We start from the raw sequence: 21,440 nt of genomic DNA on the forward strand, positions 1-21,440 counted from the left end.
AGCTACTATTTTTGTAATAGGGCAATATTATTATAGAGACTTTTTCTCTAGTTCTCTCTTCTATACTAAGAGGGGCTGGCATTTGATTAGATTTGACGAAGCTTTAGGCGTTATTTTCGAACAGGCATTGGCTGAATATTAAATTGTGACTGGCCTTCTTTATTGTATTTGTGTCAGTTGTGGAACGCAGTCCCAATTGATTTAGAAAAATGAAGAGCATAACCATTTTTCTGCAATAAGAGTGCTCAAAATTTTTCTAAAACTCTTCTTCATTTTAAAATAATCAATTTATTTTGCAGATGAGATTGCAAAATTCTGCTCTTTTGAATTTTGAAATTTTATACGAAAATAAAGATAGGCGACGCTCTTTATAATGTTTTTTCGCATCAATCATCAATTTTAGAATATAATGGAATGTCCTTTATAAATTAAAGCTGTTTGGTGATTATTTTTCCATTTCTAAAATAAAATCCTATCTTACCCTTTAACATTTGTTCAGCTTTTTGACCAAATATTTCATAGCGCCAACCATTCATCGCGGGGATATCTTGCTTTATACACCCATTCGCGATTTTTTCTAAATCATGAGAAGTTGCAATGATTTTGGGTGCAATGCCATTTTCATTTGCTACCAGTTTTAACAACACTTTGAGAAGATCAATGGCAGCAGTTTTTGTATCGTTAAGTAGATTATGTTTAGGAAGGGCTGGTAAAGTAGCAGTATCAACCTCTAAGCCTTCGTGGATAGTTTTGATTAATGTTTGCGCAATTGATAATTTATCCCAATTTTTATTAAGACTGCGCAAACGGTTTAATGCAGATTCATCTTTTGGTTGTTGAATTGCAATTTCGATAAGGCATTCATCTTTCATGATATGGCGACGTGGAACATTATATCTCCGTGCTTCGCGTTCACGCCAAGCTGCTATTTTTTGTAATACAGCAAGTTCACGGGGTTTTTTTATTTTTCCTTTTACTTTTTTCCATGCTTCATTTTCTGGTATATCGTAAGTTTTCGGTGTTGATAGAGTGGTTATTTCGTCATCCATCCAGTGCATGCGCTTGTTTTTTTCTAGCTGTTTTTTCAATAAGAGGTAAACGTCTCTTAGATAGGTTACATCGGCAAGGGCATAGAGCAATTGTTTTTCAGACAGAGGGCGGCAGCTCCAGTCTGTAAATCGGGATGATTTATCAAGTTGATGCCCCGTGCAGCGTTGTACAATTTGATCATAGGAGATAGAATCACCAAATCCGCAGATTGATCCTGCTATTTGGGTGTCGAAAAGAGGATAAGGAATGACACCTCCGAGATGATAAATAATTTCAATGTCTTGGCGGGCAGCGTGAAAAACTTTAACAATTTTTTCATCTACCATTAGGTCAAAAAAAGGTTTTAGATCCATATTTTGTGCCATTGGATCAATCAACATTGTAACATCTGGTGATGCGAGCTGGATTAAACACAGTTGAGGCCAAAAAGTTGTTTCGCGGATAAATTCTGTGTCTACTGTGACAAAATCAGAGGGACGTAAAGCGGCAAGTGCAATTTCAAGATCTGTTGTTTGTGTAATAAGTCTCATCATTCTATTATAACCAGATAAATTTAATTTGTCTTTGTATTGATTTTTTTTTTGAGTCTTCATCGTCATATCTTGACAAATGGTTGTTAAAAAGCGTTTGTAGCGCATGTGAGTTATTATAATCAAAGGCAAAAATATGCACCGTTATCGCAGTCATAATTGCGCTGCTCTTCGTAGACACGATGTAGGAAAATATGTTCGTCTTTCAGGATGGGTTCATCGTGTTCGAGATCATGGCGGAATTCTTTTTGTGGATTTGCGTGATCATTTTGGGATCACGCAAATCGTTGCTAATCCAGCTTCGCCAGCTTTTGAAATTATCGAAAAGGTGCGTTCTGAATGGGTCATTCGTGTAGATGGGGAAGTGTGTGCACGTTCTGATGAAGTTATTAATACAGTTCTTCCAACAGGCGAGATTGAAATTTTTGTGAAAGAGGTGGAAATTCTTTCAAAATCTGATGAGCTTCCTCTACCCGTTTTTGGCGAACCTGATTATCCAGAAGATATTCGTTTAAAGTATCGTTTTCTTGATTTACGTCGTGAAACCATGCACAAAAATATAATGCGTCGCACTGAAATTATTACTGCTATCAGACGGTCTATGCAGAATAATGGTTTTACAGAATTTACTACACCACTTTTGACTGCATCATCACCGGAAGGAGCACGCGATTTTTTGGTTCCGAGTCGTATTCATCAGGGAAAATTTTACGCATTGCCGCAAGCACCTCAACAGTACAAACAATTGTTAATGATGTCAGGGTTTGATCGTTATTTTCAAATTGCTCCATGTTTTAGAGATGAAGATCCACGGGCAGATCGTCTTCCAGGTGAATTTTATCAATTAGATGTTGAAATGAGTTTTGTTGAGCAGGAAGATGTTTTTGTAACAATGGAACCTATTATGCGTTCTATTTTTGAAGAATTTGCAAATGGAAAACCTGTCACACAGAACTTTCCTCGTATTTCGTATGATGAAGCAATGCAAAAGTATGGTTCTGATAAACCTGATTTGCGTAATCCGATTATTATGCAAGATGTCTCTCAGCATTTTTATGATTCTTGTTTTAAGATTTTTGCTCAGATTTTAATGAATGATGAAAATGCACAAGTGTGGGCTATTCCGGCTAAAACGGGTGGAAGTCGTGCTTTTTGTGATCGTATGAACGTGTGGGCACAAAGTGAAGGGCAACCAGGCCTCGGTTATATTTTCTGGCGTGAAGAAGAGGGAAAGTTTGAAGGAGCTGGTCCTATCGCCAAAAATATTGGTGAACAGAGGACTGAAGCACTCCGTATCCAGCTTGGTCTTGAAAGTGGTGATGCCTGTTTTTTTATTGCAGGTAATCCAAAGAAGTTTTCAACTTTTGCTGGAGCTGTGCGCACACGAATAGGAGAAGAATTAGATCTTATCGATCGGGAGTGTTTTTCTTTAGCGTGGATTGTTGATTTTCCATTTTTTGAATGGAATGAAGATGAGAAAAAGCTAGATTTTGCACATAATCCTTTTTCAATGCCTCAGGGTGGGAAAAATGCTCTTGAGTGTCAAGATCCTCTTACTCTTAAAGCTTTTCAGTATGATCTTGTTTGTAATGGTTATGAGATTGCATCGGGTGGAATCCGTAATCATTCTCCAGAAATGATGCTTAAAGTTTTCAATCTTGCTGGTCTTTCTAGAGAAGTGGTAGAAGATCGTTTTGGTGCTCTTTATCGTGCATTTCATTATGGGGCACCACCGCATGGCGGTATGGCGGCCGGTGTTGATCGTATTATTATGCTGTTGCAAGGCGTGAAAAATTTACGTGAGATTGCTTTGTTTCCTATGAATCAGCAAGCGCTTGATCTTTTGATGAGTGCTCCATCTGACGTTTCTTCTGCACAATTACGTGATTTAGGGATACGTGTTGCTCCTGCTGCCAAAAATGGTTCATAAAATTAGTTGTGGAGGAGATCCGTGTGATTGATGTTTCTGCTGCTTTTCTGTATGAGGTAGGTTTAAATGCTTTTAACTTACTTTAGTGTTTATATTATTTGATAATAAATTCAGATATATGCTTTTAAAATTTCTTCAATACTGTAAAATGGATTATATATTTTAGTATTTATAATAATTTATATATTATTTTAAATATTGTGTTATTTTTTTTGTTTAAAATATTATGAAGTTTAAATGATTGTAAAATTTTGTTATAAATTATATGTATAATTTATGATTATAATATTTATTAAATATTATAATTTATTTTTATTATATTATTATTAAAAAATAAAAACCATTTAAGATTTAAATTTTTTCATTTATATGAATCTAAATTAGAAAAAGAATTTGTTCATATTTTATTTATTATAATAAAAATTCTAATCATTTATTTTAATTATAAATAATTTTTTACTTTCTTATAATTTTTTCTTTTTTATATTAATTGCTTAAAGACAATATTCTTTTTGTTTCTTTAAAGAGTATCGATTTAAACTTTTTAGACATTTCTATCTGTTGCTCAGATATAAGGGGTGCACATAAATTTTTCAAATTGCTATAATTCTTCATTCATGTTTAAATCGTAATGTTTATCTTTATATAGTTAATTTTGAACAAAAATAGTTGACTGATAAAAGATTGTACTTAAAAAGTTTTATAGAATAATTGCTCATTATTTTAGGAATTTTTATCCTAATACTATGCCTGATAAAATGAATTTACCTTTTGATAAAGAACACATTGAGCCAATAGAATTACGTTTTGCTTTACAAGATCGCTATTTAGCTTATGCACTTTCTACCATTACACATCGTGCATTACCTGATGTACGTGATGGGTTAAAACCTGTGCATCGGCGTATTGTTCACGCGATGCGTTTGCTTAAACTCAATCCAGAGCAGTCCTATGCTAAGTGTGCACGGATTGTTGGCGATGTCATGGGGAAGTTTCATCCTCATGGTGATGCATCTATTTATGATGCATTAGTACGCTTGGCTCAAAGTTTTGCTGTTCGTTATCCACTGGTTGATGGACAAGGCAATTTTGGTAATATTGATGGTGATAATGCTGCTGCTATGCGTTATACGGAAGCACGCATGACTGAAGTAGCGGCGTTATTGCTTGAGGGGATTAATGAAAATGCTATTGATTTTCGTTTAACCTATAATGAGGAAGATGAAGAGCCTGTTGTTTTACCAGGGGCTTTTCCTAATCTTTTAGCAAATGGTTCATCGGGTATTGCTGTTGGTATGGCAACGTCTATTCCACCTCATAATGCTGCTGAACTCTGTGATGCTGCGTTGCATTTGATTGCTCATCCTGATGCAAATGATGAGAAATTAAATCAGTTTGTGCTTGGGCCTGACTTCCCCACGGGTGGTATTTTGGTTGAGCCTAAAAAAAGTATTGAGGAATCTTATCGTATAGGGCGTGGTTTTTTTCGGTTGCGTTCGCGTTGGCATCAAGAAACTGGTAGCCGTGGTTCTTATGTGATTATTGTTACAGAGATTCCCTACCAAGTTCAAAAGTCACGTCTTATTGAAAAAACAGCAGAATTATTGCTTGCACGGCGGTTACCGATGCTTGAAGATATTCATGATGAATCGGCAGAAGATATCCGCATTGTGCTTGTTCCTAAAAATCGTACAGTTGATCCTGAACTCCTCATGGAGTCTCTTTTTAAGTTAACTGATTTTGAAGTAAGATTTCCTCTGAATCTGAATGTTTTATCTTTAGGAAAAGTACCGAATGTTCTTTCTTTGCGTGAAAGCTTGCAGCAATGGCTTGAGCATCGTCAACAAGTACTTATTCGTCGTTCCACTTATCGCCTTAATGAAATTGATTGTCGATTAGAAATTCTTCATGGATATCTTATCGCATATTTGAATCTTGATGAGGTGATCCAAATTATTCGTGAAAAAGATGAGCCGAAAAAAGAACTGATCAACTGTTTTGAATTAACGGAAAATCAAGCTGAAGCTATTCTTAATATGCGGTTACGGTCTTTACATAAGCTTGAAGAATTTGAAATCCATAAAGAATTTGATGCTTTGAAAGCTGACAAGGAAAAATTGCAGAATTTATTAGCTTCCAGCACAAAACAATGGAAAATGATTTCGGAGGAAATAAGAAAAGTTCGTAAAATTTTTGGTCCTGAAACTCTTTTAGGGAAAAGGCGTACAACGTTTGAAGAAGCACCAAGACATGCTATTGATGATATTCATCAGGCAATGATCGAAAAAGAACCGGTAACGATTGTTATTTCTGAAAAAGGTTGGATGCGTGCTTTGAGGGGGCATTTGAGTGATTACAAAGCACTTTCTTTCAAAGAAGGGGATTGCTTAAAGTTAGCATTTCCAGCGTTCACTACAGATAAGATTACGATGATAAGTACAGGAGGAAAGTTTTTTTGTATTAATGCGAATGATTTGCCTGGAGGACGGGGGCATGGTGAGCCAATTCGTATTTTAGTCGATATGGACGATGAGCACGATATTCTTACAGCTTTTGTGCACAATGTAGAAGAGAAACTGCTTTTAATTTCGTCTTATGGAAATGGTTTTATTGTGCCTGCAACTGAAGTGATTGCTAATACACGAAAAGGAAAGCAAGTTATGAATGTAAAGTTCCTTGATAAAGTAAAACTTTGCATTCCAGTAAAAGGTGATCATCTTGCAGTGATTGGTGAAAATCGCAAAATGCTCATTTTTCCTATTGAACAAATACCAGAAATGAGTCGCGGTAAAGGTGTTCGTTTACAACGGTATAAAGAGGGTGGTGTTGTAGATGCAAAAACTTTTAATTTATCAGAGGGATTAAGTTGGCAAGATACAGCTGAACGTAGCTTTAATCGCCAGGCTCATGACCTCATTGAATGGATGGGAACGCGTGCTGGGGTAGGGCGTATGGTTCCCAAAGGTTTTCCAAAATCAGGAAAATTTATCAATTAAGTTGTATTGTATATTTAATTCTTAGGTTTTGGGTACATCGTTAAGATTTGAGAGAAAAGGTGAAGTGGTGGTACATCCTATTTATGTACATCCTATTTATAAAGACAGAATCGTTACTATGATGAAGTATGATATCAAGTGTAGAGATTGGCAAAGGATTTACCGTTGCTTGAAGATAAGTTTTTCAGATGCGCGTGAGGATTGAGAACTTTACACATCGTTTTGTTAAGGTGTTCATTTTATTATTTTAAAAACGTGAGCTCAATGGTGAGAGTTTTCCCTACCCTAAGGCAAGTAATGTACAATTCATGTATTATGCATTTATGGCAAGTGCATGCTACTGGTAAATTTTTTATGAATTTCTTGTGTCAGAAAAGGATTACATATTCGGTTTTGGAAAAGCTTATCAAAGACTATGGACAAGGATGGTGTATCTGTGAAGATCGATATTGCCTTTGTTTGGGCTTATCCTTGTTCTGTAAGCTATAGATCTGTGCTGCAGAGGTAGAGAAGGTTAGCATGAAGAGGGAAACGTTGGCAAAAGCAAGCGAAGATTTGACCCCGAAGAGTTATCCTGTGGTAGATTCCTTGGGCTAAGCTTTGGACTTTCTTCTCATTCCAGGAAACAGAAATGATATGATTTAAGTATTTCAGCTTGTTGAAGAGGGAAGGAAGCAAAACAATATTTCTGTCTTTCTTTATTGTAGCTCAAACAGGAATATCAACATAATGATGGTGAATACCTTTATGAAGAACGCCACTTTATCGAAGGCTTCTTCAATAAAGTTATAAACATTTTAGTTGTACCTTCTGGTGATTCGATAAAGAAGGTTTCTCTTTCTGGGATGCTTGATTTATGTTTAAATAATCCCCAGACTTAGAGAGTTAGGTGTAAAAAATCTAGCTTTAGACAAGCGAGAAAAAGAATGCTATCTAGTTTGGTCTTTCTGTAGTGCTGTTAAAGAATATTAACCTTTTTTACAGTGACGCTTATTCAGTATTATGTTGTCAAAAAAATGTCCACGTTCAGCCCATAAGACGAGGAATATAGCAATGAGGCTAAGAAAGAAAAAACCTGCCGAATTGGGAATGGTTGTTTCATTAAATTGTTGTGCAATGAGAAAGCTAAGGCCTGTACCTATGGATGTTTGAAGAAAACCAGATACAGAAGAGGCTGTTCCGGCAAATTTCCCGACAGATTCGAGAGCAAGTGTATTAAAATTGGCCATAATACCACCCCAGGTAAACATCAGTATACAGTATAACAACATATAAAAAGGGAAAGAGATAATACCGCCTGTTAAGATTGAGCTAACAAAAAAAATACATGAAACAATACAAAATAACAAAAGCATACTGTGGGCGATACGTCGCATCCCAAAATGCCCAACGAATAGAGAGTTTAGGAAAGATGCTATAACTTGAAATGCAGCACCAATTGCAAAAGCGATTGGAAACCAGAATCCTAAATTGTAGATACCCTCATAAATCTGTTGCGATGTATTAATCGCAATAAAAATGCAGCCTAAGACAATAGAAGCAGCAAGTGTATAACTAATACTAGAGCGATCAGCCATAACAAGCCAAAGATTATTTTTTATAGAAGAAAGAGAAAGAGAGCGTTGTGTATGAAGAGTTTCAGGCAAGCGTAAATAGATCCAAATCATTAGGCTGAAACCAATAAAGGCCATGAATGCAAAAATAAATTGCCAATGCCCAAATAATAAGATGATCTGCCCTGTTGCTGGTCCAATCATTGGAGCAAGGAGGAAAACCATCATGACTATAGATATGACCTCTGCCATTTTTCGGCCTTCGTAGAGGTCACGTATAATTGAAACTGTAAGTACACGCATAGCTGCCCCTCCAATCCCTTGCAGAACACGTAAAATGAGTAATATAGGTAAACTTGATACAAACGCACAACAAATTGCTGCAAGGGAATAAAAAGCAAGACCAATAAGAACAAGCTTTCGTCGTCCATAACGATCACTTATGGGACCAAAAAGTATTTGTGTAAGACCATAGCTGATAAGGTAACAGGAAATAATATAATGCTGATCATTTTCATTAGAAACATGCAGACTTTTTAAAATATCAGGCATAGCTGGTAGCATAATATCAATGGCTATAGAATTAATTGCCATAAGTGCTGCAAGGATAATAATAAACTCTTTATATCCAATCTTTTTTCTGATTGCATCTATGTGTTTTTGTTCATCGACTGAATATGACATATATAACCTTGAAATAAAAATTTTTGCTAAAGAAATGAATAAAAACAGAGATAATTTATAATAGATTAAAGCTAATTTTTTTTTCTTTTAAAAGTTCTTGTAACTCATTGCTTTGAAACATTTCTTTAACAATATCACAGCCACCAATAAATTCACCTTTGATATAGAGTTGTGGAATTGTTGGCCAATTTGAGTATTCTTTGATCCCTTGACGCAATTCGTCAGAAGTTAAGATATTAATTCCTTTATATTTTAATCCTAAATAATCAAGAATTTGAACGACTTGTCCAGAAAATCCACATTGCGGAGCTTCAGGTATTCCTTTCATGAATAAAATAACGTCATTTGTTTTAATTTCGTTGTCAATAAAGTCATGAACAGTAGCCATCTTTATTCCTCAGTATCGCAGATTTTTTAAATATGTATTTACACTAATATTATTTTCTAATCGTATTAAGTGAATGAATGCAAGAGGAAATTTTTAGATTATTTGGGAACATTTGTTTTTAGTACTAGAGCGTGAAGTGTGTCCCCCATATTGCCTTTGAGAGCATCATAGACCATTTTGTGTTGTTGAACACGGCTTTTACCTAGAAAACTTTCTGAAATAACTTCTGCAGCGTAATGTTCACCATCTCCAGCGAGATCACGGATTGCCACAATTGCATCGGGAATGCCTTCGCGAATAAGTGTCTCAATTGCTTGTGCACTCATTGCCATGATTATTCTCCTCTTGTTTATTTGTTTTTCTCTAAGAATGATCTATTATAATCAAAAAAATAAATAGCTCTTCATGCTTCGTTCATAAATTGCGGAAACCAGCTTTCATAGTTTTGTGTCAGTTTGTCTATCGAAAGGTTTAATATCGAATCTATATTGAGGGAATTACCTTCAACTGTACCAAGCTCTGTTAAGGAAATCTCGTTTACTTGTGCAAGTTCTTTAAGGCTATTAAGTGCATGAGGTTTAATAGCTAAAATATAACGTGCTTGATCTTCTCCAAAAAGCTCCGCGTGCTGTGGTGACTTATTGCTTAATTTTATTCTAATTCCTTTACTTGCTTTAATTACCATTTCTGCAAGCGCAAGTGCTAATCCTCCGTCAGAAATATCATGAGCAGCATTAACAAAACCACGATGAATGACATCTCGAACAAATTGTCCATGCTTTTTTTCAAGTTGCAAATCTATATGTGGTGGGGCACCCGCATCAATATTTAAAATGTTACGCGCATAAATTGATTGTCCTAAATGTGAGCCGCAAGGTCCAATTAAAACAATACTATCTTTATTTTGCATACCACCGATTGTCACGGTTTTAGACCAGTTATCAAGAAGTCCGACACCAGCTATTGTAGGAGTCGGAAGAATTGCTTCTCCATTGGTTTCATTATAAAGAGAGACATTTCCTGAAACGATTGGAAAATCTAGAACCCGACAAGCTTCACTTATACCTTTAATGGCAAAAACTAGCTGTCCCATAATTTTAGGATTCTCAGGATTACCGAAATTGAGGTTATCTGTAGCTGCTAGTGGTGTTGCACCCGTAGTGCTAATGTTGCGCCAACATTCTACGACTGCTTGTTTTCCTCCTTCATAGGGATCAGCTTCACAATAACGAGGCGTCACATCACAAGAAAAAGCAAGAGCACGTTTATCGTTATTGCTTACACGGATGACACCTGCATCGCCTCCTGGACGAACAAGCGTATTTCCTTGGATAAGTGTATCGTATTGCTCATAAACCCATCGCCTTGAGCTTTGATTAGCAGAATTCAATAATTTCAGGAGTACATCGGCAAAATTTTCAATTTTTTTCACTTCTTCTGCTTTAAGGGTAGGTTTTAGGGCAGGTTCTATCCAAGGGCGATCATAAACCGGTGCTTCATCACCGAGTTCTTTGATAGGAAGATTGACGACTTCTTCTCCTTGATGCGTGACACGGAAACGTAAATCATCTGTTGTTTTTCCAATGATGGAAAAATGAAGACCCCATTTTTGAAAAATTGCAGCTGCTCGTTTTTTTAGTTCTGGTTTTAACACCATGAGCATACGTTCTTGGCTTTCAGAAAGCATTATTTCATAGGCTGTCATGTTTTCTTCTCGAGTGGGGACTTTATCCAGATTAAGCTGTATTCCTAGATTTCCTTTTGCCCCCATTTCAACTGCAGAAGATGTTAGTCCTGCTGCGCCCATATCTTGAATCGCAACGATAGCTTTTAGTTCCATAAGCTCTAAACAGGCTTCAAGAAGGCATTTTTCAATAAAAGGATCACCCACTTGAACAGTTGGACGTTTTTCATCAATTGAATCATTGAATTCGGCAGAAGCCATCATTGCTCCACCAACACCATCACGTCCTGTTTTGGCACCAAGATAAACAACTGGAAGCCCAACTCCTTGCGCTTTAGAATAAAAAATAGAATCTGTCTTTGCAATACCAGCTACAAAAGCGTTAACAAGGATATTACCATTATAGCGCTCGTCAAAATTTACTTCTCCACCAACAGTTGGAACGCCAAAAGCATTGCTGTAGCCACCGATTCCAGAAACGACGCCAGCAACAAGATGGCGTGTTCGGGGATGATTGGGAGATCCAAATCGCAATGCATTCATAGCTGCGACAGGGCGGGCTCCCATTGTAAAGACATCACGCAAAATACCACCCATACCTGTTGCTGCACCTTGATAAGGCTCAATGTAAGAAGGATGGTTATGGCTTTCCATTTTGAAAACTACACATTGCCCCTTACCGATATCAATGACACCAGCGTTTTCACCAGGGCCTTGAATGACACACTTTCCTTTTATTGGGAGAGTTTTAAGCCATTTTTTAGATGATTTATAGGAACAATGTTCGTTCCACATTGCAGAAAAAATTCCAAGTTCGGTAAATGTTGGCTCTCTACCAATTAATGTTAGGATATGCTGATATTCATCACTTTTTAGGCCATGTTGTGCAATCAATTCTGGTGTAATGGCGATGTTATTGCAAGAATTCATGAGTATTGTATCCGTCGAATTAATCGAAATTTAGCACTTTTATTTTTTTTAATCTAGCAGCTTTAACTACAACTGATTGCGTTGTTTGATAATGTAACCGTTCATAATTCATAGGCTTATATTCTGGTTATTTGCTAGATGGATTCAAAGAGCAGAAATGATCTTAGAATAAATCTTTGTGTGTTTAGAGAAATAATATCCATTTTTGTATGTAAAGCGCTTTGTTTATAAATTTACTGCGTGGAAGATGATACAGATTTGTTGTTTTAAAACAGTTAGATTTTTTATCATCATCCATTTGTCAATTCTAAAGCACTTTGGAAAAGTAAACGGCCATCAGTACCACTATGTGCGGGTTCAATAAAATTTTCAGGATGAGGCATCATACCAAGAATATTCCCAGCTTTATTGATAATACCAGCAATATCTCTTATCGAACCGTTAGGGTTTGTATTTTCTGCATAACGGAAAACAATTTGTTCATTGTCTTCCATTTGTTTTAATGTTTCATTATCAACAAAGTAGTTTCCATCGTGATGGGCAACAGGACAACGAATGATTTGTCCTTTGGAATAATAGCGAGAAAATCTTGTGTTGGCATTCACTACTTCTAATTTTATTTCACGACAAACAAATTTTAATGAAGTATTACGCATTAAAGTACCAGGCAATAGTCTAGCTTCTAATAAAATTTGAAATCCATTACAAATGCCTATCACCGTGACACCTTTTTGTGCTTTTTCACGAACAGCTTGCAAGACAGGTGTTCGAGCACCAATAGCGCCACATCTTAAGTAGTCTCCATAAGAAAAACCGCCAGGAATAAAAATGACATCTACATCTGGAATCGTTGACTCTGTTTGCCAAATTTTAATTGGTTCAACTCCGGTTATGTGATGTAATGCTGCAAGCATATCCTGATCGCGATTTAATCCAGGTAATTGAATAATAGCAGTTTTCATAGAGAGTTTCACTTAAAGAAGTTCTATTGTGTAATTTTCAATGACAGTATTTGCAAGTAACTCTTCACACATTTTTTCAAGCTTTTTCTTGGCATTCTCAGCAGACTGATCATCAAGCACAATATCAAAAACTTTTCCTTGGCGAATAGAGTGAATACCTGTGAAAGCTAAACTCTTTAAAGCACCAGCAATTGCTTCTCCTTGTGGATCAAGAACCCTGCTTTTGAGAGTAACTGTAACACGCGCTTTCATTTTCTATTTCCTGTTGTTAGAAGCACTGCTCTTTGAAGATGTACGTACTTACAATTTAAAGGAAGGTGATTAATATCACCTTGTTTTTTATTTTACTAAAACTGGACCGGTTGGTCGCGGAGGTTCATTTTCATTGATGATACCGAGACGCTTTGCTACCTCTTGATAGGCATTAATAAGGCCTCCCATATTACGCCGAAAACGATCTTTATCCATTTTTTCTCGTGTTTGCATATCCCATAACCGGGCAGAATCAGGAGATATTTCATCAGCAAGAACAATGCGCATCGCTTCATCTTCCCATAAGCGGCCAAATTCCATTTTGAAATCAATTAATTGAATATTAGCAGCAGCAAAAAGTCCAGAAAGAAAGTCATTAATACGAATTGAAAGTTGCATAATATCTTCTATTTCTTGTGGAACAGCCCAGCCAAAAGCGGTGATATGTTCTTCAGTTACCATTGGGTCATCAAGAGAATCATTCTTATAATAAAATTCAATAATGGATTGCGAAAGAGCAGTTCCTTCTTCCAATCCCAAACGCTTAGAAAGAGAGCCAGCAGCAACGTTACGAACAACAACTTCCAATGGAATAATTTCAACGGCTTTAATAAGTTGTTCGCGCATATTTATACGCTTGATAAAGTGTGTTGGGATGCCTAAGCGGCCAAGATGGCTAAAGATATGTTCCGAAATACGGTTATTTAAAACTCCTTTTCCGTCGATGACTTCATGCTTTTTTGCATTAAAAGCAGTTGCGTCATCTTTAAAAAATTGAATATAGGTCCCTGGTTCAGGTCCCTCATATAGAATTTTGGCCTTGCCTTCATAAATACGGTGGCGACGATTCATTGTAATTCTCTATTATCTTTGAGGAGCTTTGAATAGCATTGATGACTAATATTATCCTAATTGGCAGAAATTCTCAATGATTGCTGTAGCACTTTGTAATTTTTTTTATCATTGGAGTTTTTACAAAGAAAAATAAAACTTAAATAGACAGAGTGAAAAAGATTATCTTATTGGATCACATCTTTGCAAAAAAATGAGAGAGAACCATAAGTCCTTCAGGCCAAGGCCCATGCCCAGATTCTACATTGATGTGGCCAGACTGCCCAGCGTCAACAAAAAGTGCTCCCCAATCATTGGCAAGATTTTCTGCAACTGAGAATTGGCAAAATTCATCATTGCGGCTGGCTATGACTATGGAGGGAAAAGGTAATTTTTCGCGACGATATGGGCCGAATGTCTTTAAGTATTTGGGGCGTATTTTTTCATTGCTTACGTCTGGAGGTGCAACAAAAAAAGCGCCGCAAATTTTTTCTGCATTCTGTACAGTTGCATGAATAGCGGTTGGAACACCTAATGAATGAGCAATAATAGCAACAGGTTTTTGAGCTTGTGCAATAGCCGCTTTAACTGCGTTTACCCAGTCTTCACAAACAGGTTTTGACCAATGGGCTTGTTTAACACGGCGTGCTGTAGACAATTTTTGTTCCCATCGTGTTTGCCAATGGTCAGGACCAGATCCTTTATAGCCGGGAACAATGAGAATATCGAGTTGATTGGCTTTCATGGAGTGTTTCCTGTGTTATAATGTGCTTTAATCACAGGGAGAAGGCAATATATTTATTCTTTATATACAATTTTGTCATTCCTCAAAGACGCGTTTAAAAATCGTGTCGATATGTTTTGTATGGTAAGAAAGGTCAAATTTTTCGCAAATTTCTTCTTTACTTAATGCTTTTGTTACATCTTTGTCGTTGAGCAATTCTTCTAAAAAGTCTTTTCCTTGTTCCCAAACTTTCATCGCATTTCGTTGTACAATCCGATAAGAATCTTCACGACTGATTCCAGCTTGTGTAAGTGCTAAAAGCACCCGTTGTGAATGAACAAGACCACGAAATTTATTGAGATTTTTTTGCATATTTTCTGGATAGACAATTAAATTTTCAATTACGTAGGTCAGTCGAGCAAGAGCAAAATCAAGAGTAATGGTAGCATCAGGGCCAATATAACGTTCAACGGATGAATGAGAAATATCACGTTCATGCCAAAGTGCTACATTTTCCATTGCAGGTATTGCAAAGGCACGCACCATGCGTGCTAACCCAGTTAAATTTTCTGTTAAAACTGGATTACGTTTATGGGGCATGGCGGATGACCCCTTTTGTCCAGGTGAAAAATGTTCTTCTGCTTCAAGAACTTCTGTTCGTTGCAAATGGCGTATTTCTATGGCTAATCTTTCAATGGATGAAGCAATAACACCAAGCGTTGCAAAGAACATGGCGTGACGATCACGTGGTATAACTTGGGTGGAAACAGGTTCAATGCGTAACCCTAATGCTTTTGCTACATGTTCTTCAATATATGGATCAATATTAGCAAAAGTTCCTACAGCTCCTGAGATAGCACAAGTAGAAATTTCTTCTCGTGCAGCAAGAAGACGGTTGTGACAACGAGAAAATTCAGCATATGCAAGAGCAAATTTGACTCCAAATGTTGTCGGTTCAGCATGAATACCGTGACTACGCCCAATAGTGATTGTTTCTTTATGTTGAAAAGCACGTTTTTTCAATGCTTCAAGAAGCTGATCTATGTCTTTTAGCAAAATATCACTCGCACGCATCAATTGAATATTAAGTGTTGTATCTAGGACATCTGATGATGTCATGCCTTGGTGGATAAAGCGAGCTTCTGGGCCAATAAATTCACCTAAGTGCGTTAAAAATGCTATAACATCATGTTTGGTGATTGCCTCAATTTCATTAATGCGATTAACATCAAATTCGGCTGCTGCTCCTTTTTCCCAAATCACCTTTGCTGCTTCTTTTGGAATAATACCCAGTTGAGCGAGGGCATCACAGGCATGTGCTTCAATTTCGAACCAAATGCGATATTTCGTTTTAGGTGACCAAATTGTTACCATTTCAGGGCGAGAATAACGTTCTATCATAATTTTTCCTTATTGTGAGAGGCTTGCAGCGTGGCGCAATGCACTTATACGTGTTTTATAAAGCTCTTTGTTTCCATCTTTATAAATTGCAGAGCCTGCGACAAATACATTTGCACCAGCTTTTGCAGTTATTCCGATTGTATCAACAGTGATACCACCATCAACTACAAGATCAATAGGTCGATGAGCAATCATGCTTTTAACGCGTTTGATTTTATCTTTCATTTCTGGAATAAAACTTTGTTCACCAAAACCAGGATTAACTGTCATGATGAGGATAAGATCTAATTGATCAAGCAAATACTCAAGTACAGGTTCTGGTGTGCTTGGATTGATTGCAAGTCCTGCTTTTTTTCCCATTCCTTTGATTTTTTGCAGTGAACGATGAAGATGAAGCTCTGCTTCAGCGTGAATGGTTATGATATCTGAACCAGCTTGTGCAAAGGCTTCAAGGTAAGGATCTGCCGGTGAGATCATAAGATGGACGTCAAATATTGCTCTGGTTAATGGACGGAGTGCCTTGACGATATTGGGGCCAAAAGTGATATTAGGAACAAAGTGACCGTCCATAATATCAAGATGGAGCCAGTCTGCGCCAGCATCAACAATATCTAATACTTCTTGGCCGAGTTTGGAAAAATCAGCAGCCAAAAGTGAAGGCGAAATGAGATGAGAACGAGGCATTAAGATCTCCTTAGTTGGCTCTTTTTAGCATGTGGTGTTGTATACTAAAATATCATTTGTGTTGTGATGTAAAAGAAAGAGTATGTGTTATAAATCTTTTTAGGAAAATACTATTCGAAATTTTAAAGCTGTGTAAGTGAAAGATATGTCAAATCATATAACAACATATTTAATGCCTAAACTTCAACATATTGTTACTGTTTCTTCGCAAGAATATCGAGACGCTATGAGTCATTTTGCAGGAGCTGTGCATATTGTGACAACAAATGGCATTAAGGGAAGGCGCGGGGTGACAATTTCAGCGTGTTGTTCTTTATCTGATGATCCCCCAACACTTCTTGTTTGCCTAATGCGCCATAATCCTAAGAATCAGTTATTTATGGAAAATGGGAATTTTTGTGTTAATAGCTTGGCAGGAAAACATCGTCCACTAGCGGATGTTTTTTCCAGGCGCTGCAATTCCACAGAAACTGAATGTTTTGATATAGCACAATGGGGGACTTTGCAGACTGGTGCCCCTAGTCTTTCAGATGCTTTAGCTTCATTTGATTGTCGTTTGATTTGTTGGCACGAGCATGCAACCCATTACGTTTTGATTGGTGAAGTTGTTGCAATCAACTGTAATCAAGAAAAAGAGGCTTTGATGTATTTGAATCGTGGATATCATACTCTACCTTTATAAAAATTTTTATTTTTTTACTAAGATGATTTGTTGTTGGTACGTTTGGGTTTTAGCTCAACGATTTTTATGTTTTTTAGAATGGCTGAAAAAAAGACGTATGATGTATGGAAGAGTCCTAATCAGTTATTATTTCAAGAGAATACATGCTATGCAAAAAAGTGACTGAAGACCTAAACAATGACTTTAAACACATTTTTAGAGTGTTATAAAAAAGCATTTTGCACTTGTGTTGATCGATATTGAACAATATATAGACCCCACATCCATATATGGAGGTTTTTATGGAATGAACGAAGAGATTGATGGTCAATATCGTCCTAGTGAAGATGAGCCTTTTATGAATGAGCGGCAAAAGGCGTATTTTCGTGCTAAATTGGTTTCTTGGAAGAATGATATATTAAGAGAAGCCCGTGAGACTTTGGAAAATTTGCAGGAAGAGAATGGCGGTCAACCTGATCTGACTGATAGAGCATCTTGCGAAACTGATCGTACAATCGAATTACGTGCTCGTGATCGTCAGAGAAAGCTTATTTCAAAGATAGATGCTGCTTTAGAGCGCATTGATGATGGGACTTACGGTTTTTGTAAAGAAACTGGTGAGCCTATTAGTATAAAGCGCCTTGAGGCTCGACCGATTGCAGTTTTGTCATTAGAAGCACAAGAACGTCATGAACGCCTGGAAAAAGTTTATCGCGAAGATTAAAATCGATAGAGATGATGAACAAATGAAATGCTTAACGCTAAAATTGGGTATTTTATTTTTTGGGAACAGGAATAAATAAAGATGGCTCGTGCCGTCCTTCGATTTCAGCGGTAATTGCTGAATCTTCCACCTGTTGATTCATAAAACAAACGGAAGTACTATCTTGCGTATGCTTTTTTTCACTTACGCAAAAAGGTGTTTTTTCTGTAAGGTGAGGGCTTTGATTAGTTTCTGTTGTTGTTAATGTTTGCTGTGTCTTTCTTTTTTGTGTGATGGGTGTGATAATATTGGATTCTACCACAACATCTGTCAGTCCACCAATAAGAAGCAAATGCTCTCTATCATCACAACGTATCAAAATAAGACGACGTGTGCGATCGATAGAAATTTTATCGCAGAGGGTTAGTCGCGATGGGAGCTTTTTTTTGTTGATGCTAAATGTTCTTGTATTTAAACGACGTAAAAACAGGATAATTGCCGCAATAGCAACGATTGTTATGATAAAAAATACAAAGCTTGTTGTTATGTTAGCTGCGGATGTGCCTATTTTGCTTGATAACCAGACATACATAGAGCTTCTCCCATTTTATAATGAAAATATTATTTTTTATTGAGATAAGTTTGTAAAGATACCCTTAAAAGGTTCACTTAATAATATAAAACAAGATTTTTTAAACATTGAGTGATTTTTCTTAGGCGGATATTTTATGGTATATAGCATAACAATAATTATAATATGGAGGCAATTTGTGGCATAAAAAAATAGCTATAATCAAGGCAAATATAGATGGATAAAGGTTTTGAGAATATTGAAAGATCATCGTCTGTTTCTGTACATCGGGGGACTATGATTTGTGGTGTTGTTTTTGTAATAGCTTTTCTATTCTTAGTGGGTATTCTAGGTTTTCTTTATCCGCAAAGCTATCTGCAAAAAACTGTGTTGGTGTCTTTTTTGGCTTTAGCGGTTATTGGGGTTACTGCACTCGTTCTGATAGGAATGGAGATTTTGAGATATAATGCATCGCAGTTTTATGAAGGCTTTGATTTCAGCATTTTTAATAGTACCGATGATGCAATTGTAGTTTCTGATTTGTCAGGTTTTGTTTATTATTCTAATCAAAATTATCGAAAAATTCTTACCTATAAGCCTGATTCCTCTTGTTATGCGATTATTGCTGATCTTCCAGGGGCTGGTGCATTGGCGTATCGTTTAAAGATTGCAGCATTTAGTGATCTTGCAGCGCAAGAAGAATTAAAGGTGGAAGAGCCGATTTTTGCTCATTCTGTGCAAAAAAACTCTAGTTGGTACAATATTTCTGTTCAACCGATAACAAAGCGGAGAAAAAAACTTTTATTTTGGCGTATTGCTGATATTTCGCACTTGCAAGAGTGCCGTGAAGTTTTTTTCTCAAATCTCCAAGAAGCTATCAATCACTTAGATCAAGCACCTGTTGGTTTTTTATCCGTTAATACACAGGGAACGATTCTTTATGCAAATGCGATTTTTGCCGAATGGTTTTCAATTGACTTGGCAAATTTTACTATTGGTCAGTATAATTTTGATTTGCTCTTTGGTGGTGTTGAAGCCAATAGTGTATGGAGTGATATTTGTTTGCAAAATAACAAGCATCAAAGTTTAGATTACTCTACGCCTTATACGTTTTCATTATATTTAAATTCAGAGGTCGGAAGCAGGAAAATATTGAATTGTTTTATGTGTGCTTCTTCTCTCTTAGAAGATGAAGCCGTTTATCGTATTGTGATGGTGCCTCGATTGATACAAAAGGTAGAGAATGATTATCAATCAAAATTACCAAGTCTATTGGTAGAGTATTTTGAGGCAAGCCCATTTGCAATAGCAGTAGTGGATCAGAAACAGAAAGGGCAATTGGTTCACATAAATGGTGCTTTTTCATCACTCATGGGATGTGCGAGAAAAACTCTTAATCTTTATGATGTTATATCTCGCCGTGATCGTGCACAGCTAGAGCGTGCATTTCAGAAAATTACGATAAATAAAAATTATTCAGTTTCGATAGAAACAGTTTTAGAAAATAATGAGGAGCGCCATGTGCGTCTCTATTTTATGCCTTTAGCGCCATATCATAATGATGCATTACAAGATTTGATCATTATATCTGTTATAGAAACAACAGAACAAAAAATGCTTGAAGATAAAATAATGCAAAGTCAAAAAATGCAAGCTGTCGGGCAATTGGCTGGTGGTATTGCGCATGATTTTAATAACGTTTTAACAGCGATTTTGATGTCATGCGATTTTCTTTTAAATATGCATCGTAGTTCTGATCCAGCACATGCTGATCTTATTAATATTAAAAATAATGCTAACCGTGCGGCTGCACTTGTGCAGCAATTATTAGCTTTTTCTAGAAAGCAAACGCTTCGACCTGAAAAAGTTGATTTTACAGAACTTTTGTCAGATATTCGCAATCTTATTTTACCTCTTTTAGGCAATAATATTCAGTTGAAAATTATTCATGGGAGAGATTTGTGGAGCGTTGAAGTTGATCAAGCATCTTTTCAGCGTGTTATTATAAATTTGGTTATTAATGCACGTGATGCTATGTCAGAGGGAGGTGTTGTTACGATTGCAACCAATAATATTACAAAACAACAAAGTGCTGAATTTGATAATGTTGGTTTTGCAATTGGCGAATATGTACAGCTGACTATTTCAGATACAGGAACTGGTATATCAGCTGCTGTACAAAAAAAAATGTTTGAACCATTTTTTACAACAAAAGAAGTTGGAAAAGGAACTGGGCTTGGTTTATCAATGGTTTATGGAATTATCAAACAGACAGGTGGTTACATTTACTGTGATAGCCGAGAAGGGGAAGGGGCAACATTTCATATCTTTCTTCCGCGTTATATTCCTGATACTGATAGTGAAGTTTCTCAGAAAATTGAAAAAGGTGAAGAGCAGGAAAAAAATATAGACTTAACTGGATCGGCAACTGTTTTGCTGGTTGAAGATGAAGATGCTGTCAGAATGGGTGGGGTGAGGGCACTTCAAATGAGAGGATATAATGTTTTGGAAGCTGCAAGTGGGGTGGAAGCGCTTGCCATTCTTGAAGAAAGTAAGGGCGCTGTTGATATTATTGTTTCCGATGTGGTGATGCCAGAAATGGATGGGCCGACTTTGCTCAAAGAATCGCGTCAAAAATATCCTGATATTAAATTTATTTTTGTTTCTGGGTACACGAAAGATGCTTTTACTAAAAATCTTCCACAAAATGCTATTTTCGGCTTTTTATCTAAACCATTTACACTCAAACAGTTAACTCTAGCAGTTAAAGAAACGCTTGCGCAGTGAAATAGAGAAATTGTGTTTTTTAGACAAAAAGTCAGCGTATTTTGGAACGATCATTATAAAAAATGCGTAAAACCAGTAAATCGCATAACAGTGAACTAAATAAATAAGGGTAAAGTGAA

The 21,440-nt window shown here is 36.5% G+C and carries 17 protein-coding genes; 5 read left to right on the forward strand and 12 right to left on the reverse strand.

The annotated features are described in order from the left end of the window. Positions 1 to 428 precede the first annotated feature (428 nt). Positions 429 to 1,583, reverse strand: coding sequence for a ribonuclease D (rnd, locus tag MF1_RS02515; protein WP_161510389.1), 1,155 nt, complete (start codon positions 1,581 to 1,583; stop codon positions 429 to 431). Positions 1,584 to 1,716: 133 nt separating this feature from the next. On the opposite strand from rnd, the gene aspS reads away from it, so the two are divergent. Further along, positions 1,717 to 3,510, forward strand: coding sequence for an aspartate--tRNA ligase (aspS, locus tag MF1_RS02520; RefSeq protein WP_014924175.1), 1,794 nt, complete (start codon positions 1,717 to 1,719; stop codon positions 3,508 to 3,510). A gap of 746 nt (positions 3,511 to 4,256) precedes the next feature. After that, positions 4,257 to 6,506 carry a DNA topoisomerase IV subunit A gene (gene parC / locus MF1_RS02525; protein ID WP_161510390.1) on the forward strand — a complete coding sequence of 750 codons (2,250 nt, stop codon included), beginning with the start codon at positions 4,257 to 4,259 and terminating at the stop codon, positions 6,504 to 6,506. A gap of 968 nt (positions 6,507 to 7,474) precedes the next feature. Here parC and MF1_RS02530 read toward each other — a convergent pair. From MF1_RS02530 to rpe, 10 genes are all read right to left on the reverse strand, one after another. Further along, on the reverse strand, positions 7,475 to 8,743 hold the full coding sequence (locus MF1_RS02530; RefSeq protein WP_161510391.1) for a multidrug effflux MFS transporter: 1,269 nt from the start codon (positions 8,741 to 8,743) through the stop codon (positions 7,475 to 7,477). 55 nt (positions 8,744 to 8,798) lie between these two features. Then, positions 8,799 to 9,131, reverse strand: a complete 333-nt coding sequence (gene grxD / locus MF1_RS02535; RefSeq protein ID WP_161510392.1) for a Grx4 family monothiol glutaredoxin — start codon at positions 9,129 to 9,131, stop codon at positions 8,799 to 8,801. A gap of 98 nt (positions 9,132 to 9,229) precedes the next feature. Next, on the reverse strand, positions 9,230 to 9,463 hold the full coding sequence (locus MF1_RS02540; RefSeq protein ID WP_011179487.1) for a BolA/IbaG family iron-sulfur metabolism protein: 234 nt from the start codon (positions 9,461 to 9,463) through the stop codon (positions 9,230 to 9,232). Positions 9,464 to 9,534: 71 nt separating this feature from the next. After that, entirely contained in the window at positions 9,535 to 11,745 is a 2,211-nt protein-coding gene (purL, locus tag MF1_RS02545) for a phosphoribosylformylglycinamidine synthase subunit PurL (RefSeq protein ID WP_161510393.1), read from the reverse strand. Positions 11,746 to 12,035: 290 nt separating this feature from the next. After that, positions 12,036 to 12,707, reverse strand: a complete 672-nt coding sequence (purQ, locus tag MF1_RS02550) for a phosphoribosylformylglycinamidine synthase subunit PurQ (RefSeq protein ID WP_161510394.1) — start codon at positions 12,705 to 12,707, stop codon at positions 12,036 to 12,038. A 12-nt stretch (positions 12,708 to 12,719) separates the two neighbouring features. Further along, positions 12,720 to 12,959, reverse strand: coding sequence for a phosphoribosylformylglycinamidine synthase subunit PurS (purS, locus tag MF1_RS02555; RefSeq protein ID WP_014924170.1), 240 nt, complete (start codon positions 12,957 to 12,959; stop codon positions 12,720 to 12,722). Positions 12,960 to 13,046: 87 nt separating this feature from the next. Further along, positions 13,047 to 13,811 carry a phosphoribosylaminoimidazolesuccinocarboxamide synthase gene (gene purC / locus MF1_RS02560; RefSeq protein WP_014924169.1) on the reverse strand — a complete coding sequence of 255 codons (765 nt, stop codon included), beginning with the start codon at positions 13,809 to 13,811 and terminating at the stop codon, positions 13,047 to 13,049. 175 nt (positions 13,812 to 13,986) lie between these two features. Beyond that, positions 13,987 to 14,535, reverse strand: coding sequence for an RBBP9/YdeN family alpha/beta hydrolase (locus tag MF1_RS02565; RefSeq protein ID WP_014924168.1), 549 nt, complete (start codon positions 14,533 to 14,535; stop codon positions 13,987 to 13,989). Positions 14,536 to 14,610: 75 nt separating this feature from the next. Then, positions 14,611 to 15,915 carry an adenylosuccinate lyase gene (gene purB / locus MF1_RS02570; protein WP_014924167.1) on the reverse strand — a complete coding sequence of 435 codons (1,305 nt, stop codon included), beginning with the start codon at positions 15,913 to 15,915 and terminating at the stop codon, positions 14,611 to 14,613. A 9-nt stretch (positions 15,916 to 15,924) separates the two neighbouring features. Beyond that, positions 15,925 to 16,599, reverse strand: a complete 675-nt coding sequence (gene rpe, locus MF1_RS02575) for a ribulose-phosphate 3-epimerase (RefSeq protein WP_161510395.1) — start codon at positions 16,597 to 16,599, stop codon at positions 15,925 to 15,927. Between the two features lie 145 nt (positions 16,600 to 16,744). Here rpe and MF1_RS02580 point away from each other — a divergent pair, with 145 nt between their 5' ends. Further along, positions 16,745 to 17,281, forward strand: coding sequence for a flavin reductase (locus MF1_RS02580; protein ID WP_042995398.1), 537 nt, complete (start codon positions 16,745 to 16,747; stop codon positions 17,279 to 17,281). A 286-nt stretch (positions 17,282 to 17,567) separates the two neighbouring features. Then, complete coding sequence (gene dksA / locus MF1_RS02585) at positions 17,568 to 17,984, forward strand: RNA polymerase-binding protein DksA (RefSeq protein WP_011179478.1); 417 nt, start codon at positions 17,568 to 17,570, stop codon at positions 17,982 to 17,984. A gap of 52 nt (positions 17,985 to 18,036) precedes the next feature. Here the strand turns inward: dksA and MF1_RS02590 are convergent, their stop codons facing one another. After that, on the reverse strand, positions 18,037 to 18,555 hold the full coding sequence (locus MF1_RS02590) for a flagellar biosynthetic protein FliO (protein ID WP_014924164.1): 519 nt from the start codon (positions 18,553 to 18,555) through the stop codon (positions 18,037 to 18,039). Between the two features lie 216 nt (positions 18,556 to 18,771). On the opposite strand from MF1_RS02590, the gene MF1_RS02595 reads away from it, so the two are divergent. Continuing rightward, complete coding sequence (locus MF1_RS02595; RefSeq protein WP_161510396.1) at positions 18,772 to 21,321, forward strand: response regulator; 2,550 nt, start codon at positions 18,772 to 18,774, stop codon at positions 21,319 to 21,321. Positions 21,322 to 21,440: the final 119 nt, after the last annotated feature.

Origin of the sequence: Bartonella quintana (assembly GCF_009936175.1) — a bacterium.
Classification (GTDB): Bacteria; Pseudomonadota; Alphaproteobacteria; order Rhizobiales; family Rhizobiaceae; genus Bartonella; species Bartonella quintana.

What these genes read in the sequence shown, in the direction of transcription:
- rnd (WP_161510389.1), bottom strand. Translation starts at nt 1,583, where the DNA reads ATGATGAGACTTATTACACAAACAACAGATCTTGAAATTGCACTTGCC.
- aspS (WP_014924175.1), top strand. Translation starts at nt 1,717, where the DNA reads ATGCACCGTTATCGCAGTCATAATTGCGCTGCTCTTCGTAGACACGAT.
- parC (WP_161510390.1), top strand. Translation starts at nt 4,257, where the DNA reads ATGCCTGATAAAATGAATTTACCTTTTGATAAAGAACACATTGAGCCA.
- MF1_RS02530 (WP_161510391.1), bottom strand. Translation starts at nt 8,743, where the DNA reads ATGTCATATTCAGTCGATGAACAAAAACACATAGATGCAATCAGAAAA.
- grxD (WP_161510392.1), bottom strand. Translation starts at nt 9,131, where the DNA reads ATGGCTACTGTTCATGACTTTATTGACAACGAAATTAAAACAAATGAC.
- MF1_RS02540 (WP_011179487.1), bottom strand. Translation starts at nt 9,463, where the DNA reads ATGGCAATGAGTGCACAAGCAATTGAGACACTTATTCGCGAAGGCATT.
- purL (WP_161510393.1), bottom strand. Translation starts at nt 11,745, where the DNA reads ATGAATTCTTGCAATAACATCGCCATTACACCAGAATTGATTGCACAA.
- purQ (WP_161510394.1), bottom strand. Translation starts at nt 12,707, where the DNA reads ATGAAAACTGCTATTATTCAATTACCTGGATTAAATCGCGATCAGGAT.
- purS (WP_014924170.1), bottom strand. Translation starts at nt 12,959, where the DNA reads ATGAAAGCGCGTGTTACAGTTACTCTCAAAAGCAGGGTTCTTGATCCA.
- purC (WP_014924169.1), bottom strand. Translation starts at nt 13,811, where the DNA reads ATGAATCGTCGCCACCGTATTTATGAAGGCAAGGCCAAAATTCTATAT.
- MF1_RS02565 (WP_014924168.1), bottom strand. Translation starts at nt 14,535, where the DNA reads ATGAAAGCCAATCAACTCGATATTCTCATTGTTCCCGGCTATAAAGGA.
- purB (WP_014924167.1), bottom strand. Translation starts at nt 15,915, where the DNA reads ATGATAGAACGTTATTCTCGCCCTGAAATGGTAACAATTTGGTCACCT.
- rpe (WP_161510395.1), bottom strand. Translation starts at nt 16,599, where the DNA reads ATGCCTCGTTCTCATCTCATTTCGCCTTCACTTTTGGCTGCTGATTTT.
- MF1_RS02580 (WP_042995398.1), top strand. Translation starts at nt 16,745, where the DNA reads ATGTCAAATCATATAACAACATATTTAATGCCTAAACTTCAACATATT.
- dksA (WP_011179478.1), top strand. Translation starts at nt 17,568, where the DNA reads ATGAACGAAGAGATTGATGGTCAATATCGTCCTAGTGAAGATGAGCCT.
- MF1_RS02590 (WP_014924164.1), bottom strand. Translation starts at nt 18,555, where the DNA reads ATGTATGTCTGGTTATCAAGCAAAATAGGCACATCCGCAGCTAACATA.
- MF1_RS02595 (WP_161510396.1), top strand. Translation starts at nt 18,772, where the DNA reads ATGGATAAAGGTTTTGAGAATATTGAAAGATCATCGTCTGTTTCTGTA.